Here is a 16,437-nt window from a genome sequence, read left to right as displayed (position 1 = left end):
GCCGTAATAGTTGTTTTCTGCATCTTATGAAATCCCCACACTCTCAGAAATTTTTAGTAATCATCAAATCATCATCTCGCAGCGGCGAGCAAGTCTTTGGCTTCGATCCACAAGCACAGTCTAGCAGCTATCTTGACCAGAACGGATTATTTTGTACGCAGGAACTATTCTGTCAAGTATAGTAGGGTGGGAATGTGACCAAATTTGGACAAAATTCTAGGATCAAATTTATTGTCACTTTTTGTCTAGTGCTATCATTCGTAATGGCAATGACAGTAACGACTTCCGCCACGCAGGCCCAAGCTCCGGCAGGGGTGTACACACCCCAGAGAGGTAATCCTGAGCGGAGAGCAATTTTAGATGCTGTGAGGCCAATTGCCGAGAGAGATCTCGGCGTGCCAGTCGAATTTGTGGTTGCCGAATTTAACGTGTCTGGAGACTGGGCTTTCGTAGCTTTAAATTCACAACGTCCAGGTGGACGTCCTATTGATCCCAACTCGACCCCCTTTGTTCAAAGAGAAGGTGAAGAGGCCATTGAAATGTTTGATTGCTGCCATGTTGAGGCGATCTTGCGAAGGTCGCAGGGCTCCTGGCAAGTTATCCAAGCGGGAGTTGGTGCCACCGATCTTTGGTTTATGGATTGGTGCCAGAAGACGCCCCCAGGCCTTATCGAAATCTGTTAATTCATTTTTAGAGGATTCCAAAAGTGGTTCGTAATTTTACTATCATTATGGCCGCGCTGGCTAGTTCATTATTCCCTGCTGTGGCCCAAGCGAAGCCTGCTCAATGCAGCATTTCATGGTTCGGCGCCTCATATCAAGGTCCCTGCGAATTCGAGTCCTGGGAAGGTGGATCTTTCGAGTTGTCGCTGCCGAGCGATTCTTATGACAACTATGAGATCCCGCCTTACATCGTGGTAGACGTTTTTGCGGTTGGTAGAGCGCGTGTCGGCTGGTTGACGCCGACTGGACGGACACAGGAACCGGTAGAGCCGGTTGAGCGCGATGCTGATGAACGGGCGTGCTGGGTAGGAGAAGAAATTCGTATCTGCGCTTACTGAAATCACTTAGACTTTGTTTCAAAGTGATTTTTCGGCGACCTTCCCCGCCAGCGCGAAGTTCCTTTTGGCATTAGCCCGTATGCAAATGATAGTGCCTCAATCGCGCGCAGTTTTACAAGGGCCTTGCCCTTAATAGTTGGAACGCTACTTTAGAAACATTTCTAGTGACAGCTTGATGAAATAAATGGCGGCCCAAGTACCGACCATATCGCCAGCAAAAACAACCAGATGCATGAAGATGTCCGAATGCCCACCCACTCCGGCATAATTAAGCCCCAGATGATAGAAGACGGCATTGCCCGCTGAACAGAACGCAGAAAGCAAAAGAAGGCGCATAGGCGTCAAATTGGAGAGAGACGGCTGCAGACCAGACAGTTTTGCGGCGATAAAGGCCCCCAGCGGACCGCCAACAGCAATGAAGGCAGAAACTACAACTTTGCCGCCTAGACCCAACCCAAGATCAACGCAAAAAAGGCCCGCCACAAACAAAGCGGGGATCACCCAATATCCAAGTAGCAAGAATCCCAGTAATCGGATAAACGCCGGCAAGAAAATTATGCCCGCCGTGCCTCTGAATGCTTCGGTGCCGACGATCCAGTCCGACAGATCGTAAAGAGCAACGTAGAGAAATACGAGGGCTGCGCCGGTTAAAGCAGTGTGCGGCAGAGACTTTTCCATAAATCAACGCATCGCTGCGAAAAGAGATTCCGACACCTTCGTGAAGCTCACGTCACGTCGGCGCTTGTCCCCTTCAGCAACAGACACATCGAGAAGACCCTTATCTCCCAAAGCAATAAGCTGGCGATATGAGGTCGATGCAGATTGATTGCTGCCCAAATCATAGACGTCGGCTACAGACAAGCTGCCTTTCTCCTCCCACAATGCCCGCAGTTCAAAAAGCATGCGCTCTTCATCCCCGGATATCTCGGACAAGGGCGGCAAACGTCTAAGGCTTGTTATGAAATTGATTAAGCGAAGCATCACTCTGTGGATACCTCCATGCCGTTTATCTAGCAACAAAATACTAAGCGCCAAGAGGCGCTGGGCAGTGCGCTAAGAGATTGGCGTGAAACAAAACCCCTCGGGTCGCTCCAGATACCAAGCCTTTGGAGCACGACCGTAAATACAATTTGAAACATGAAATAATCAAACCAACTCAACAACTCGCTTTCTCGCTTAGCTGCCGCCTTCGATGTACCGCTGGGCGGCCTGAAGCGATGAGCAACCGATTAGGCCTAGATCTCGATACCGGCGTTGAAACAGACTCACAACAGCCTGAGCGGGATCATCGACAGGCCCTCCCTTCCCATTTTGATATAATTTCTGATGTGTCGGGATTTGTGCTGTTTCACTTTTCGGGTTAGCTTAAGTTTGGCATTTATAAGGATGAAAATGTGGCCTCCGATCTAGACCTCGCAATCAGAAATACCGATTTGGTGGAGCCTTTGTGTCAGCCAGTCGATGATCCAGAGGCGTTGCTTCAACCCGCTATAGAAGAGACTAAATTCACCAACTTTGCGGGGGTGAGCGCTCTCGCCTTGGCCACGGCTGCCTGCGGGGGCGGAGATAGTTCTACTAGTGCGGTCGCTGGTCCTGGTGCCGGTCCGGTCGTTGAGGTTAGGGCCCCTACTTCCGATGCAGAAGCGGCACGTTTCCTTTTGCAAGCCTCCTTTGCAGCATCTCAGCGTGCGATTGAGCAATTGAAACGGGATGGTTATGAGCCCTGGCTTGACGGTCAGATGGATCAGGCCAACAGCCAGACAGCAAAGTCTTTTTTTGCGGATCGTGGCTTCGATCGGGTCGATGAAAACGACTACTTTAACAGCGATCGCATTGCCGATCAGATGATTTGGTCTCAACTCCTATCTGGTGGGAGTAGCGTTCGCAAAAGGGTGGCGTTGGCCCTTTCAGAATTTTTCGTTGTCTCAATCAACAATTTAGCGGTTGAGTGGCCCGGACCCGCGATTGGTGAATATTGGGACATCCTCAATCGCAACGCCTTTGGCAGTTTCCGCGAGCTGATTGAGGAGATTACCCTTAACCCCGCCATGGGCGTTTTCCTAAACACTAGGGGGAACCAAAAGGCAGATCCCAATAGCGGCCGGGTTCCCGATGAAAACTATGGCCGTGAGATTATGCAGCTCATGTCTATAGGTCTATTTGAGCTCAATATAGATGGTTCTTTGAAACTTTCTGGCGGTGAGCCTATCGAAACCTACACCAATGATGATGTCACCGGCATCGCTAAGGTATTTACTGGCTATGAGTTCGATTTCACTAATATCGGCACCACTACAGTCCAAGGAAACTTTGAACTTGCTGATCCGGACTGGGTCCGCAATCCCATGACTTCGGATGTGACCCGTTGGCGTTGGAAGCCTTGGCCTTGGAATCCGACTGGGGATGCTTTCCATTCTGAGACAGAAAAGAGTTTCTTGGGTCTAACAATTCCGGCGGGCACTAATGCAGCAGATAGCCTGGCAATGGCCCTCGATCATCTGGTTGCACACCCTAATGTTGGGCCATTCTTTGGTAAGCAAATGATCCAGCGTTTAGTCACCAGTAATCCCTCTCCTTCTTATGTTCAGCGGGTTGCTGAAGTCTTTGAAAATAATGGTGAAGGAGTGAGGGGTGATTTACGGGCTGTTTTCAAAGCAATTTTGCTAGATGAAGAGGCCCTATCATCTCAGAGCTTAGAGGACCCTACTTTTGGCAAGTTGAGGGAACCGATGCTTCGTTTTGTTCAGCTTGGCCGTACATTTAATATGCGGTCGGTTAGCGGAGATTGGGACTTGGGTGATGCATCAAACCCATCTTGGGCGTTAGCCCAGTCGCCGCTGCGAGCGCCCTCAGTTTTTAATTTTTTCCGCCCTGGATATTTTAGGGCTGGCTCGCAGTCGGCCGACCAAGATTTACTCGCCCCTGAATTCCAGCTGGTTAATGAAACCTCGGTGGCTGGCTATGTTAACTTCATGCATGCGGCAGTTCAGGCAGAATTTTGGCCCTTCGAGGACGTGGAGTTGGATTACTCAACTGAGATGGCTCTCGCAGAAGATAGTGCCAGTTTACTGGCACACTTAGAATTGTTGCTAACGGCCAACCAGCTGACCGATGACGTTCGGGCCACCATACTTAGCGCCTTGGATGATCAGCCCATTTCAGCAACAAGTAGCCAGAACCAGCGGATTACTAAGGTCAGAACGGCGGTATTGCTGATCATGACTTCCAGTGATTACTTGGTTCAGAGATAGGAGCGCCTAATGTTCATCGGTAAGAGCATAGATTTGTCACGGCGTGCCTTTATTCGTCGCTCGAGCCAATTAGCCGTTATGGGCGCCGCCTCATCGTATGCGTTGGGTTTGGCGAGTATCGGAGAGGCTGCTGCCTTTTCAACGAGCGGAGATTACAAGGCTTTAGTCTGCCTGTTTCTTTATGGCGGCAACGACCATAGCAATACATTAATCCCTTTTGATGCCACAAATTACGCTCGGTACTCTGCCATCCGAGGTGGTGATGGCGAAGGCGGTGGAGGTATAGCATTACCCCGTGCCTCTCTCGCGCAGACTGTGCTTAATCCCCGCGATGACCAGGTTCTAACTGACGACCAAGCCTTGGCCTTGGCGCCAACCATGCCCCGCCTCAAACAGAGATTTGATGAGGGCAGACTGGCACCGTTGCTCAATGTGGGGCCATTAATTGCTCCAACGACCCTATCCCAGTTCGAAAATGAGACAGTGCCATTGCCCCCTAAGCTCTTCTCGCACAATGATCAGCAGTCTGTCTGGCAAAGCTCTCAAACTGAGGGCGCTCCGACCGGCTGGGGGGGGCGAATAAGCGATCTGGCACTTTCTTCGAACACCAATTCGATGTTCACTGCGATCAATGCTTTTGGCAATTCAGTTTTCTTAAGTGGCCAAGATGCCGTTCCCTACCAAGTCGCACCTCACGGAGCGACTCTCTTTCAGCCGATTAGCGGCAATCCGGGGTTTTTACCTCAAAGCTCTGTTCAAGCACTCGAAACGATATTGCGGTCAGGAGCAGGACATTTTTTCAAGGCTGACTACGCCCATGTAAATGCTCGCTCTATTGAATACGGCAACTTCGTAAACAACGCACTGAACAACTCAAATTTAAGAACTGAATTTCCCGAAGGCAATTTCCTGGCCGCACAACTGCAAGTCGTAGCAAGGCTTATAGCTGCACGAAATCGGCTGGGTGTTACGCGGCAGGTCTTCATGGTTGGTATGGGTGGTTATGACACTCATGACGGATTGATAGGGCAGCACGAAGGACTTCTCGAACAAGTTGATGAGGCATTGGACGCCTTCTATCGCTCAACGGTGGAAATTGGGATCTCAGATAAAGTAACGACTTTCACAGCTTCCGATTTCGGTCGAACTCTTGCCTCTAACGGCGATGGCTCAGACCACGGTTGGGGTAGCCATCATTTCATCTTGGGCGGCGATGTTGATGGAGGACGATTTTATGGGCGCGCGCCGCATATTTCGGTCGACACCGATGACCAGGTGGGTCAGGGAAGGTTACTACCAGACATATCAGTAGACCAGTACTCCGCCACTCTTGCCCGTTGGTTTGGAGTTTCGTCATCCGAAATGACATCAGTAGCTCCCAACATCGGTCGTTTTGCTTCTTCAGATCTCGGCTTTATGAAAGAGGGCGCCATTTAATTTTTTCTGGGCGACGGCCATTCGTGGAGGGTGGAACGCTGGCCGACTATCCACTGTCAACCACGGTCGATTCCGCGTCGGTTGTGGCTCGCTCAGCACCACCGCTCCATAGAGGCTAAACGCCAACAGTACCAAGAAAACGATCTATAGACCAAGTCATCGGAGGCATTCGTTTCTGAGCGAAACCGGAGATTGCTGAATTGCACTCCAGAGCTTTGCTATACCAAGAGAAATCAGAAATGGTGGTAGCGCCTCGCCCAAGACTTTGGCCGAAAAATAAAAGGCTATCGCCTGCCCGGCTGGTCGCCCCCTCTGCCTTGAGAACAGGGCCTCCCAATTTGACTGGCCCCTTTGGCATTTGGTTGCTGCTTGAATGCCAGAGCGTCTAGCCACCCCAGTCCGGCGGCCAGCATTTTCTCACCTCTAGCCGTCGAGCGGCGGGCCTGGCATAAGGTTTGTGATTACTTTTGCCATCCGGGAGCAAACTGGGGTTGCTAAATGTGAGGTTTGCCAACGCAATGTTTTGAAGATGCTTGTAGGTGGAACTACTGTTGCATGCGCCAGCGGCTAGATCGCGGGAGCCGGGCAGTAGCGCTTCAGATAGTCTTCATGTCCCGGCATGTGCTGAACCACGAAACGGATTGATTTCTCCATCTCATCCATCTCGCTTTTGGTTGCAGGCAGATCGAAAGTGTCTGCAACCGGATTGTGGCCGCCCATCACAATTCGCTGCCCCATCATAACAGCGGCCCAGCTTGTTTCGGTGAACAGTTCGTCTTCCTCGCGGAATATTTGTCCGTTCGTTTTGAACAGCTCGACTTTCTCGGTGAGAGTGTCTGGAACGCTCATTGTTCGGCAATAATTCCAAAAGTCTGAGTCGGTTCGCTCCGTTGCGTTGTAATGCAGAATTAGAAAATCGCGGATCCGAGCGTATTCCTTAGCGGTCAGACGATTGAAGGCCTCAACTTGGGCAGGATTTATCCCCTCTAATGTAAGCAGTGCGACAAGTTTATTGACGCCTGTATTCACCAAGTGGATTGAGGTTGATTCGAGCGGCTCCATAAAACCTGCCGACAAACCTAGTGCCACCACATTCTTGTTCCAAAATTTCTTTCTGCGACCGGTCACGAAGCGCAAATGGTTCGGTTCCGCGGTTGGCTTTCCTGCAATATTGTCGACCAAGATTTCGTGTGCTTCGTCGGCTGACATATATGCGTCGCAATAAACGTGCCCGTTACCGTTGCGGTGCTGCAGGGGTACTTGCCATTGCCATCCTGCTGAATGCGCGGTGGCCTTCGTGAAGGGCGGTGGCGGACTGCCGTCATCACGATCGCATGGCAAGGCGACTGCGCGATTGCAGGGCAACCAGTGCGTCCAGTCTTCGTACCCTGTGCCAAGTGCCTGCTCTATCAGCAGGCCTCGAAAACCAGAGCAGTCGACAAAGAGGTCTCCCGAGATTGCCTTGCCGCTTTCTAGTTTTAATGAAGCGACGAAGCCGGTTTCATCCGCAAGTGTTGTATGACTGATCCGGCCCTCCTGTCGGATCACCCCGCGAGCTTCGGCATATTTACGCAAAAATGCAGCATAGCGGCCTGCATCTAAATGGTAGGCATAATTGACCGGAGGTAAATCTTCTTGCGCATAATCTTCTGTGCGGGCAAACTTTCCAAAGTATGCCGCCATGGTCTCAAGGTTGAAGGCTTGGATTGGTCGTTTATCGCCAGCCTGCTGCATTCGCCGCCAGATCTGATGAAAAGAAATTCCACCCATGTGATATCCATATGCGCCAAACGGGTGTATATAACTATCACCTAATTGGCCCCAGTTCTGGAACTGAATGCCAAGCTTGAAGCTGCCTTGGACTTCGGAAAGCAGCTCGCGCTCATCTATTTCCAAGAGCTGATTGAATTCAACAAATGGAGGGATCGTCGCTTCGCCCACACCGACCGTGCCTATCTCTTCCGATTCGATTAGCGTAATGTCCAGCGTGCGCCCCTTTTTTAGTCGGGAAAGGACTGCCGCTGCCATCCAGCCAGCGGTTCCGCCGCCAACAATTACGATGTGCTTTATGGGATTGCCATAGTTCATTCTGCTTTAAATTCCCTTATTTAGCGCCATCCGCCTTATAGCAGCTGTTGCAAGAATGCCATGGTTTGGCAATGAGTGGAAGAGTAAAATGTGAACGTTCATTTAATCCTTGTGAACGCTCACATACTCGTTTAAAAAGCTCGATGTTAAATGGGGTATATTTTATAAATTTCGGGGGAGATTAATCTTGTCTCAACAAAAAAAGGTCCGCGCTGTCTCTTCGAGGCGCTTTTTCGCTCTAAGCACCGCTTCGAGCATCGCCCTATCAGCGATGATAGCGGCTCCCGCCATGGCGCAAGATGTGGAATCGGATGATGAAGAGGCTGTGGTCGAAGCCGATAACGCCATTGTCGTTACTGGCTTTCGCGCAGCACTAGAAAGTGCGCAGAATATTAAGCGGGATGCGGACACATTTGTCGATGCAATTACTGCCGAGGATATCGGTGCCCTGCCGGATCGATCCGTTTCAGAGGCTCTTCAGCGTGTCCCTGGCGTCAATATCGGGCGTTTTGAGAAGCCTTCTGATCCCGACCGGTTTTCGGTAGAGGGGACTGGGGTTATCGTACGCGGCCTGCCTTTCGTGCGTTCTGAGCTGAATGGTAGAGATATTTTTTCAGCAACTGGCGGGCGCGTACTCAGTTTCAACGATGTATCGCCAGAGCTTCTCGGTCGCGTTGAGGTTTTCAAGAACGTAACCGCGGACATGGTTGACGGCGGCGTCGCTGGTACAGTTAACCTAGTGACGCGGAAACCTCTCGATTCTGTTGGCCTGAAAGTAGCGGGCACTGTCGGCACTACCTATGGCGATCTTCGCGAGGAGTGGACGCCCGAGTTTTCAGGCCTCATTTCCAACTCTTGGGTTACTGGTGCGGGTACATTCGGTCTGCAGCTTGGCTATGCGTACTCCGAATTGAAAAGCCGAACCGATGCGTCTCAGGTGACGGATCCGTGCTATCGGTTGGGGACAACAGGAAACGATGCGTGCCTACGCGCACTGACGGTTATCGATGGCGGCTTTGATGGAGAGCCGAACTTCAGCGCCGATAATTTTCCTCCCGAGGGCGCACTCCTAATTCCAAAGGGCGCCGGAGTCCGATCCACTACACTCGATAGAGAGCGTCAGGCGTTTTCTGCTGTCGCACAGTTCGAAAGTAGTGATGAGCGGCTATTGATTACAGCCGAGTATCTGCGAGCAGATACAGAGTTTTTCACTGATGAATATGCTCTACTCGCCCAGGTGAACAATGATGGGGAAACCCCAGAGCCGGCGGCTGGGTCTACTTGGACATTCGATGAGAATGGCGTCTTTGAAAGTGGCGTTCTAACTCTCAGTAATTTTGGTGGCTATGCGAGCTTATATGGCGGTCTCCGTCAAGAGACGCTCAATTTTCAGCGCAATACCGAAGCAGATACGGAAGATTTTTCGATCGATATCGATTTCGCGGCGACCGACCGTCTTCGCTTTAATTTTGAATACCAGCACATTAAATCTGACAAGCGCCTCGATGCTGTAATTGGGGCAATGAACACATGGTCAGATTTGGCACTCGACCTTACGGGCAAGGTACCGAGCGTACAATTCTTAGCTCCAGGCGGTGCTGCGACTGGCACCCGCGCTGGTGAAATCGCTCCTTCAAATTATTATGATTTGAACACCTACTATTGGTTCTTGCTCGATAGTGCTGAGCAGAACGATGGCGAGCTTGATAGCGCCCGTTTTGATGTCGAATACGACATCAGCGACGATGGCTTCTTCAAGTCGGCCCGTTTCGGTGCTCGTTGGTCGGATCGTGATCGCACAACGCGCGACACTGCTTTTAGCACTTGGGGCAACTTGTCGGCGCCTTGGGCGGGCCGTGCGGGCTGCGCACCATGGGGCGGGCAGCCAGGTTGCTACACGGGCGACGGCCCATTTGTTCCAGATTGGGCTGGGTTCACACCTGGGCGTCTTTACACAGGCCTGCCGGGTCAAGACCAAGCGACTGGCGGTGGCGCATTTACGGACGAATTCCCGCAATATTCACGCCAACGTGATATATTTGGAAATGGCTTCATGCGTGGGAATGTTGGCCAGCCAATCCCTGATGGCGCGGCCTACTTCTTCGGTGGTAGCGATGATTTGCTTGGTGAATATCTATCGGGTATATCTGAGCAAGCAGCTGCTGAAATCAACGCTTTCTCACAAACTCCAAACCCTTTCTTCGGGGTTAACGGACGTACAGCTCAAGTCTTGGGTCAAACAGACCCGGTTGCGTGCGCTCCCTTCTGTCCCGCAGAAATCAATGCAGTGGGCGAAGAAACAAAGGCTCTCTACGGCCGCGTAGATTTTGGCACCGAGTTTCCCGGCGGCACAATCATGGAGGGCAACTTTGGCCTTCGCTACATTCACACGACTGTAAAGACAGAGGGACTTCTCGCATTTCCGAGCCCTGATTTTATTGATCAGGGGCCGCAGGGCAACCAAGATGGCGTCCTGACCCTCGCAGAACTACAGGCCGCATGTGTCGGGCCCGGTCAGCCTGGTGTTGTACGGGGCTACTGTGACTTGTCCACGGCTCGTCAGCAGGAATTCGTCGCCGCTCACACCGGTGAAATTCTAGTCGACAACCGGGACATTAAGTACGATCACTTACTGCCAAGTTTCAACGTGAAGTTTGATTTCGGTGACGGCTTACTTCTTCGTGCGGCTGTATCGAAGGGAATCTCTAGGCCAGACCTCACACTTTATCGCGCTGGAGGCACGATCGGTGATAATACAGCCGATCTGCTGGCGGGCGGCACTCTCGGATCAGGGCCATTATTCCAGCTCTTTACGGGAAATAGAAACCTCCGCCCGATCGACTCTTGGAACTACGATCTCTCCTTGGAATGGTACTTTGCTGACGTTGGGTCGCTCACGGGCAACGTTTTTGTCAAAGATATCTCTGGAATTGTAAATTCAGGCGTCGAACTCGTTGAATATACAAGCCCAACTGGCATCACAGCGCCGGTTGAGGTTAATGGTCCTGACGATAACACGAGTGGAACGCTGAAAGGTTTCGAACTCACCTATCAGCAAACTTATGACTTTCTGCCTGGCCTTCTAAGCGGCCTTGGTACGCAGTTTACCTATACCTATGTGGATGGCGGAGCATTTGGTAACTCTGATATCAACGGCAGCAACGGTATTTTCTCCGCTCTCCAGCCTTTGGCGGGCATTTCAGAGCACACCATCAACGCAACCGTCTTTTATGAAAAAGGCCCACTTGCAATGCGAGCAGCCTATAACTGGAGAGACGATTTCCTAATCACCGCTCGTGATGACATATGGCCCTATTCGCCAATCTGGCAGGAATCGACAGGGCAGCTTGATGCGTCAATTTTCTATGCAGTTACCGATGAAATCAAAATCGGTATTCAAGGAGTGAACCTACTCGACGAGGTAACTCAAACATCGCAGGTGGTGAACTTTGAGGGTGATCGCATCACTCGATCTGCGTTCAGAAATGATCGTCGCTTCAGCTTCATGGCGCGATTCGACTTTTAGTCAGAGTCTTGGGGATCTGCTGCAATTGGGCCTCTGCGCTTTCCGTGCGCAGGGGCCCTTTGTGCCAGTAGGCCAGGGCCTCCATTTGATCAGGCGCCACGAATTGAAGCTAACTTACGCTTTCTGCTGGATTAGCTCTCGGCATCAGCTACTCCTAAAAAATAAAAACCAAATGGACGTGGCGAGATCAAAATGTCAGTGACCGAGCTCTTGATACTGATTGAAATTTTATCAAAATACGGAACCTGAATTAAGATGGGACGTCGGCGGCAAGCGGTAACAATTCGTCACGTAGCGGACGACGCAGGAGTTTCTCTGCAAACCGTAAGCCGTGTTATTAACAAACAGCCGAACGTACGCCCAGAAATGAAAGAAAAGGTCCAAGCGTCAATAGACAAACTTGGATATGTTCCCTCAATCGCAGCTCAGCAAATGAGCGGCTCGCGCTCATATCTAATCCTGGCACTTAATGACCGTGAGCGTACGATTGAAGACTGGCGATCGCGACAGGGGACAGACTGGGTTGATCAGATGCTCCTTGGCGGCATGTTAACATGTGGGGAGCACGGCTATCGAATGATGGTTGAGCTAGTGGACACGCGCAGTGATCACGTTGAGCGCGAACTGAGCGGTGCGATCGCTGCTCTCCAACCGGATGGCGTGATCTTGACACCACCCCATTCCGAAAATTCGCTTATCACAGGTTTGTTGGCTCAGCATAACATTCCCTTCGCACGCATCGGATCACGCGATCCAGGGCCGGGCATTTGCCTCACAATGGATGACGAACGTTCTGCCAGGCTGGCGACCGACAAACTGATAGAGCTGGGCCATCGCCGGATCGGATTTATTGCAGGCTCGAGCGAATATAGCCTCAGCGGGTGGCGTGTGGCCGGATGGCAAGCGGCTATGGCAAATGCCGGATTGCAGACCGAAGGCCTCTGTGAGCAAGGCGATTTCGGTTATGAATCAGGAGAAGCAGCTGCGCACAAGCTGCTGTCGCTGCCTAACCAGCCAAGTGCAATCATCGCTTCTAGCGATCAGATGGCGCTGGCTACACTGGAGGTGGCTCGGGAGATGAATCTCTCCGTGCCGGAAGATCTTTCTGTGATCAGTTTCGACAACACGCCCATTGTTCGCTTCACTAACCCGCCGCTCACCGCGGTTGACCAACCAATTGCACAAACAATCTCGCGTGCGGTTGAGCTGCTGATTAATGCGGCCAAAGTGCCGTTGCCGAACAAGCCGATCAACATCGAAGGCAAATTGGAAATGCGTGGTTCGATCGGCCCGGCGCGCGGCGCCAATGATCTCTGAAGAATCAGGCGAGGAACGACAGCCGCTCTGGTTTCTGGTCGCGCTCGCCTTCGCCGCTGCTGGGGGCGCGGTCGCATACGTCCCGTTTCTAACCGTACTGCTGCCGCTCAAGGTCAATGAGCTGGCAGCATCTGAAAATATCGAAGCGCTATCTTACATCACTTTTGCCGGAGCGATTTTCGCTAGCCTGGCGAACATCGGCTTCGGCTGGGTGAGCGACAGATGGGGCGGGCGGCGAAGTTGGATCGCACTGGGGCTGGTGCTCTCGTGCCTCCTTCTCATCGTGATGGGTGAGGCGCGCAGCGTCAGCGGATTGATTGTGCTGGTAATCGCGTGGCAGCTGGCTCTCAATATGATGCTGGCACCGCTTATAGCATGGGCGGGCGATTGTGTGCCCGATAGGCAAAAAGGGCTGCTTGGCGGCTTGTTTGCCTTGGCACCCGCATTGGGCGCTCTGGCGGGCACTTTGGTGACATTCCCCGGTTTGGCGGTCGGCGCAGAGCGACTATGGTTGGTGTCCGGCCTGGTCGCCTTGCTGGTTGCGCCGGCGCTGGTTCTGGGCGGCGGTCGACAAATGGAAGAATTGATGCGGCCTGTAGAAGGGCCGGTCCCGAGCGAACTTGGCAGCTTCAAGTCACGCCCCGCAATCGTGCGAATGTGGAGTGCCCGCTTGTTGGTTCAAATTGCCGAAGCCGCATTGTTCGCATTTCTGTTATTCTGGCTCCGCACACTTTCACCCGATATTGGCGAGAACAGCGTCGCAAACCTTTTCAGCTTAGTTCTATGTGTGGCTGTGCCTATCGCGTTATTTGCTGGAAGATGGTCTGACAAAGCACGGCGGCCGATGTTACCGTTGGCGCTCTGCGCCAGCCTTTCGGCACTCGGCCTGATAACTATGTCGCTTGCGCAAAATGTTCAGACCGCGATTGCTGGCTATACCTTCTTTGGATTGGCTTCGATGACATTTCTGTCGCTCCATAATGGGCAGGCCTTGCGTGTGCTGCCTAGGCCACAAAATCGCGGCCGGGATATGGGCTTTTTCAACCTCACCAACACCGTCCCATCACTGATCATTCCTTGGATGACCCTTGCGATGGTCCCCAAATTTGGTTTTAGCGGACTGTTCCTGGTTCTGGCCGGTTTGGTTGCGCTCGCCGCTATCTTGCTTGCGCAGATGAGTTACCGCCGATAGGCGCTTGATTTTTGATGTCGGACATGTCACTCCTCTGAGATTGGGAACGTTCACAATGCGCGTAATTCCGCATTGGACGGGGGAGAAGAATTCCGATGCGTTATATTGCGCTTGCGCTAGCTACCGGCTTGGGCCTTTCGGCGTGTGCAACTGTACCGTCAGCAGTGCCTGCTCAGACATCACCTGTTGCCTCAGCTGAAGATCTCGCCGAAGCCGAGATCGCGGATATTGTTTCGCGCATGTCGTTGGAGCGCAAGATCGGACAGCTGATTCAGCCGCAGATCAATTCCTTCACACCGGAAGACATGGAGCGTTATCGTTTTGGCAGCTACCTGAATGGCGGCAATGGCGGACCTTATGGCGATGAATTTGCCCCGGCTTCCGAATGGCTGCGCTATGCGGACGAAATGTATGATGCCTCGGTCAAACCGCTTCCCGATGGCGAACCGGTAATACCGACTATGTGGGGCACCGACGCGGTACACGGGCATTCCAACATAGTTGGTGCGACCATATTCCCGCACAATATCGCGCTTGGCGCGACAGGAGACGCCGAACTTGTGCAAAGGATCGGGCACGCAACGGCGATCGAAATCGAAGTAACGGGCATTGACTGGAACTTCTCGCCCACGGTTGCGGTTGCGCGCGATGATCGTTGGGGGCGTACGTATGAGAGTTATTCAGAAGACCCTGATCTGGTCGCGAAACTGGGTGCTGCATTGATTGTCGGGCAGCAAGGCTCGCCCGGCAGCGAAGACTTCCTGGGAGATGGCCGTGTTTTTGTGACGGCCAAGCACTTCTTCGGCGACGGCGGGACCGAGCGAGGCGTCGATCAAGGCGATGTCAATGGCGACATCAACGCGCTGCTTGATCTGCACGGCCGCCCTTATCCGGCGGCGATCGACGCTGGCGTACAGGCCGTGATGGCAAGCTTCAACTCGATCAATGGCCGCAAGATGCACGGCAACAAAGAACTACTGACCGATGTCCTACGCGGCCAAATGGGCTTTGATGGGCTCGTAGTCGGAGACTGGAATGGCCACGGCCAGATCAAGGGCTGCACAGTAACAGATTGCCCGCAATCATTGATGGCGGGACTCGATATCTACATGGTGCCTGACGACTGGAAGGTTTTGATGGAAACGCTCATCGCGCAGGTCAAAGATGGAACTATTCCCATGGCGCGGGTGGACGAAGCGGTCACACGGGTCCTTCGGGTAAAGCAACGCGCTGGGCTGCTAGGCGAAAACGCCAAGCGTCCATCTGAACGCGGTGTCGCGGGGCAGTATGACCTTCTCGCATCGCCGGAGCATCGCGCTTTGGCGCGCGAAGCTGTGGCGAAGTCACAAGTCTTGCTCAAGAATGACGGCGTGCTCCCCCTGAAGGCAGGCGCAAATGTCTTGGTTGCTGGCTCTGCGGCCGATGATGTGGGCCAACAGTCGGGCGGTTGGACCCTTGAATGGCAGGGTGGCCGCAAGGACACCTTGCCCAGAGATTACTTTCCCAAGGCAACCTCAATCTGGGATGGCATCAAAGAGAACGTTACCGCCGAAGGTGGCAGCGCGACGTTGTCAGAGGATGGATCCTTCGAGGCACGCCCCGACATTGCGATTGTCGTATTCGGCGAGCATCCCTATGCCGAATTCGCGGGCGATCAGCGCAATCTGGTTTTCCGTGACGAAGAAGGGTTGACGCTGCTTCGCCAGTTTGATGAGCAGGATATTCCGACCGTCGCCGTGTTCCTTTCAGGCCGCGCGATGTGGATGAACCGTGAAATTAACGCGGCTGACGCTTTTGTGGCATCATGGCTGCCAGGTAGTGAAGGCGCTGGCGTCGCTGATGTTCTAACTGGTAAGCGCGAGGCTACCGGACGCTTGTCATTCTCTTGGCCTGCAAGTTGCGAAGGGCAGCCGGTCAACTCGCCCGAAGGCGCCCTTTTTGCATTTGGCTATGGCCGTACACTTAGTGACAACTCACCGCTTGCTACGCTTAACGAAGACTGCGGCGCCCTGTCAGTGGTCGAGGGGTCAGAACTCTTCGGTTCGGGCCGGTTAGGGTCAGGGGTCAGCGCATTCGTCGGTCGTTTGGACGGCGCTGGATTTGAAGAGCTGATGCCGCAAATGCGCGGAGACATGAATGGCTCTGGCGTGCTGGTGCGCGGTTTTGACCGCGATGCACAAGAGGATTCTCGCGAAATCACAATGCGTGCCGGGTCCTATTTCGGCCTGGAACAATCAAACAATACGGGCGGCGTGTACCGCATCGCCTATGAAGTGGTTACACGCCCGGCGGGTACGATCCGCTTGCGTTCAGGCAATGCGGTGCTCGATGTCACCGCGCAATTTGAGCTCGCGACGGCCAAGGGTTTTCGCGAAATGGTGGTAACTGAAAGTTGCCTTGCGGGCCTTGGCAAACGCATCGCTTTTGAATCCGATGGCGATGTCACTTTCCGCATTTCCAGTGTCAAACGCGAGGAAGTGGCGGAAGGAACCGAATGCTCGTTCTGATTGGAATGCGCGAATGACAACGTATGCGGCTGGACAGGCGATAAAGCGCCGCTAGTCTG

General features: G+C 52.9%; 11 protein-coding genes. 8 read left to right on the top strand and 3 right to left on the bottom strand.

Annotated features, from left to right (window positions below; genetic code table 11):
• The first annotated feature begins 263 nt into the window (after positions 1-263).
• Both QZ487_RS02010 and QZ487_RS02005 read left to right on the top strand, forming a co-directional pair.
• On the top strand, positions 264-683 hold the full coding sequence (locus QZ487_RS02010) for a hypothetical protein (RefSeq protein ID WP_296023086.1): 420 nt from the start codon (positions 264-266) through the stop codon (positions 681-683).
• A 179-nt stretch (positions 684-862) separates the two neighbouring features.
• Complete coding sequence (locus QZ487_RS02005; RefSeq protein WP_296023085.1) at positions 863-1,060, top strand: hypothetical protein; 198 nt, start codon at positions 863-865, stop codon at positions 1,058-1,060.
• Positions 1,061-1,204: 144 nt separating this feature from the next.
• Here the strand turns inward: QZ487_RS02005 and QZ487_RS02000 are convergent, their stop codons facing one another.
• The gene (locus QZ487_RS02000; RefSeq protein ID WP_296023084.1) at positions 1,205-1,738 is read right to left on the bottom strand and encodes a hypothetical protein; all 534 of its coding nucleotides are present in this window, start codon (positions 1,736-1,738) and stop codon (positions 1,205-1,207) included.
• A 3-nt stretch (positions 1,739-1,741) separates the two neighbouring features.
• Positions 1,742-1,963, bottom strand: a complete 222-nt coding sequence (locus QZ487_RS01995) for a hypothetical protein (protein ID WP_296023082.1) — start codon at positions 1,961-1,963, stop codon at positions 1,742-1,744.
• A gap of 491 nt (positions 1,964-2,454) precedes the next feature.
• Between QZ487_RS01995 and QZ487_RS01990 the strand changes: the two genes are divergently transcribed.
• Both QZ487_RS01990 and QZ487_RS01985 read left to right on the top strand, forming a co-directional pair.
• Positions 2,455-4,311: a DUF1800 family protein gene (locus QZ487_RS01990; RefSeq protein WP_285976104.1), complete on the top strand. Its 1,857-nt coding sequence runs from the start codon at positions 2,455-2,457 to the stop codon at positions 4,309-4,311.
• A gap of 9 nt (positions 4,312-4,320) precedes the next feature.
• On the top strand, positions 4,321-5,748 hold the full coding sequence (locus QZ487_RS01985; RefSeq protein ID WP_296023081.1) for a DUF1501 domain-containing protein: 1,428 nt from the start codon (positions 4,321-4,323) through the stop codon (positions 5,746-5,748).
• A gap of 567 nt (positions 5,749-6,315) precedes the next feature.
• On the opposite strand, the gene QZ487_RS01980 is transcribed toward QZ487_RS01985, so the two are convergent.
• Positions 6,316-7,836 (bottom strand): tryptophan halogenase family protein, encoded by a 1,521-nt coding sequence (locus QZ487_RS01980; protein ID WP_285976102.1) that lies wholly within the window; start codon positions 7,834-7,836, stop codon positions 6,316-6,318.
• Positions 7,837-8,125: 289 nt separating this feature from the next.
• Here QZ487_RS01980 and QZ487_RS01975 point away from each other — a divergent pair, with 289 nt between their 5' ends.
• The 4 genes from QZ487_RS01975 (at position 8,126) to QZ487_RS01960 (ending at position 16,378) form a co-directional block, all read left to right on the top strand.
• Entirely contained in the window at positions 8,126-11,362 is a 3,237-nt protein-coding gene (locus QZ487_RS01975) for a TonB-dependent receptor (protein ID WP_296023079.1), read from the top strand.
• A gap of 255 nt (positions 11,363-11,617) precedes the next feature.
• Positions 11,618-12,679 carry a LacI family DNA-binding transcriptional regulator gene (locus QZ487_RS01970; protein WP_296023077.1) on the top strand — a complete coding sequence of 354 codons (1,062 nt, stop codon included), beginning with the start codon at positions 11,618-11,620 and terminating at the stop codon, positions 12,677-12,679.
• Entirely contained in the window at positions 12,669-13,871 is a 1,203-nt protein-coding gene (locus QZ487_RS01965) for an MFS transporter (protein ID WP_285976099.1), read from the top strand. The genes QZ487_RS01970 and QZ487_RS01965 overlap by 11 nt, the downstream gene beginning before the upstream one ends.
• A gap of 95 nt (positions 13,872-13,966) precedes the next feature.
• Positions 13,967-16,378, top strand: a complete 2,412-nt coding sequence (locus QZ487_RS01960; RefSeq protein WP_296023076.1) for a glycoside hydrolase family 3 protein — start codon at positions 13,967-13,969, stop codon at positions 16,376-16,378.
• Positions 16,379-16,437: the final 59 nt, after the last annotated feature.

The organism is uncultured Altererythrobacter sp., from assembly GCF_913057185.1.
Classification (GTDB): Bacteria; Pseudomonadota; Alphaproteobacteria; order Sphingomonadales; family Sphingomonadaceae; genus Erythrobacter; species Erythrobacter rubellus.
Note: the sequence above shows the minus strand (reverse complement) of the source record. Positions and strands in the feature narration are given on the sequence as shown.

Bases quoted from the DNA above. Each gene is read 5' to 3' on its own strand.
- QZ487_RS01965 (WP_285976099.1), top strand. From the start codon at position 12,669: ATGATCTCTGAAGAATCAGGCGAGGAACGACAGCCGCTCTGGTTTCTG.
- QZ487_RS01970 (WP_296023077.1), top strand. From the start codon at position 11,618: ATGGGACGTCGGCGGCAAGCGGTAACAATTCGTCACGTAGCGGACGAC.
- QZ487_RS01985 (WP_296023081.1), top strand. From the start codon at position 4,321: ATGTTCATCGGTAAGAGCATAGATTTGTCACGGCGTGCCTTTATTCGT.
- QZ487_RS02000 (WP_296023084.1), bottom strand. From the start codon at position 1,738: ATGGAAAAGTCTCTGCCGCACACTGCTTTAACCGGCGCAGCCCTCGTA.
- QZ487_RS01980 (WP_285976102.1), bottom strand. From the start codon at position 7,836: ATGAACTATGGCAATCCCATAAAGCACATCGTAATTGTTGGCGGCGGA.
- QZ487_RS02010 (WP_296023086.1), top strand. From the start codon at position 264: ATGGCAATGACAGTAACGACTTCCGCCACGCAGGCCCAAGCTCCGGCA.
- QZ487_RS01960 (WP_296023076.1), top strand. From the start codon at position 13,967: ATGCGTTATATTGCGCTTGCGCTAGCTACCGGCTTGGGCCTTTCGGCG.
- QZ487_RS01995 (WP_296023082.1), bottom strand. From the start codon at position 1,963: ATGCTTTTTGAACTGCGGGCATTGTGGGAGGAGAAAGGCAGCTTGTCT.
- QZ487_RS01975 (WP_296023079.1), top strand. From the start codon at position 8,126: ATGGCGCAAGATGTGGAATCGGATGATGAAGAGGCTGTGGTCGAAGCC.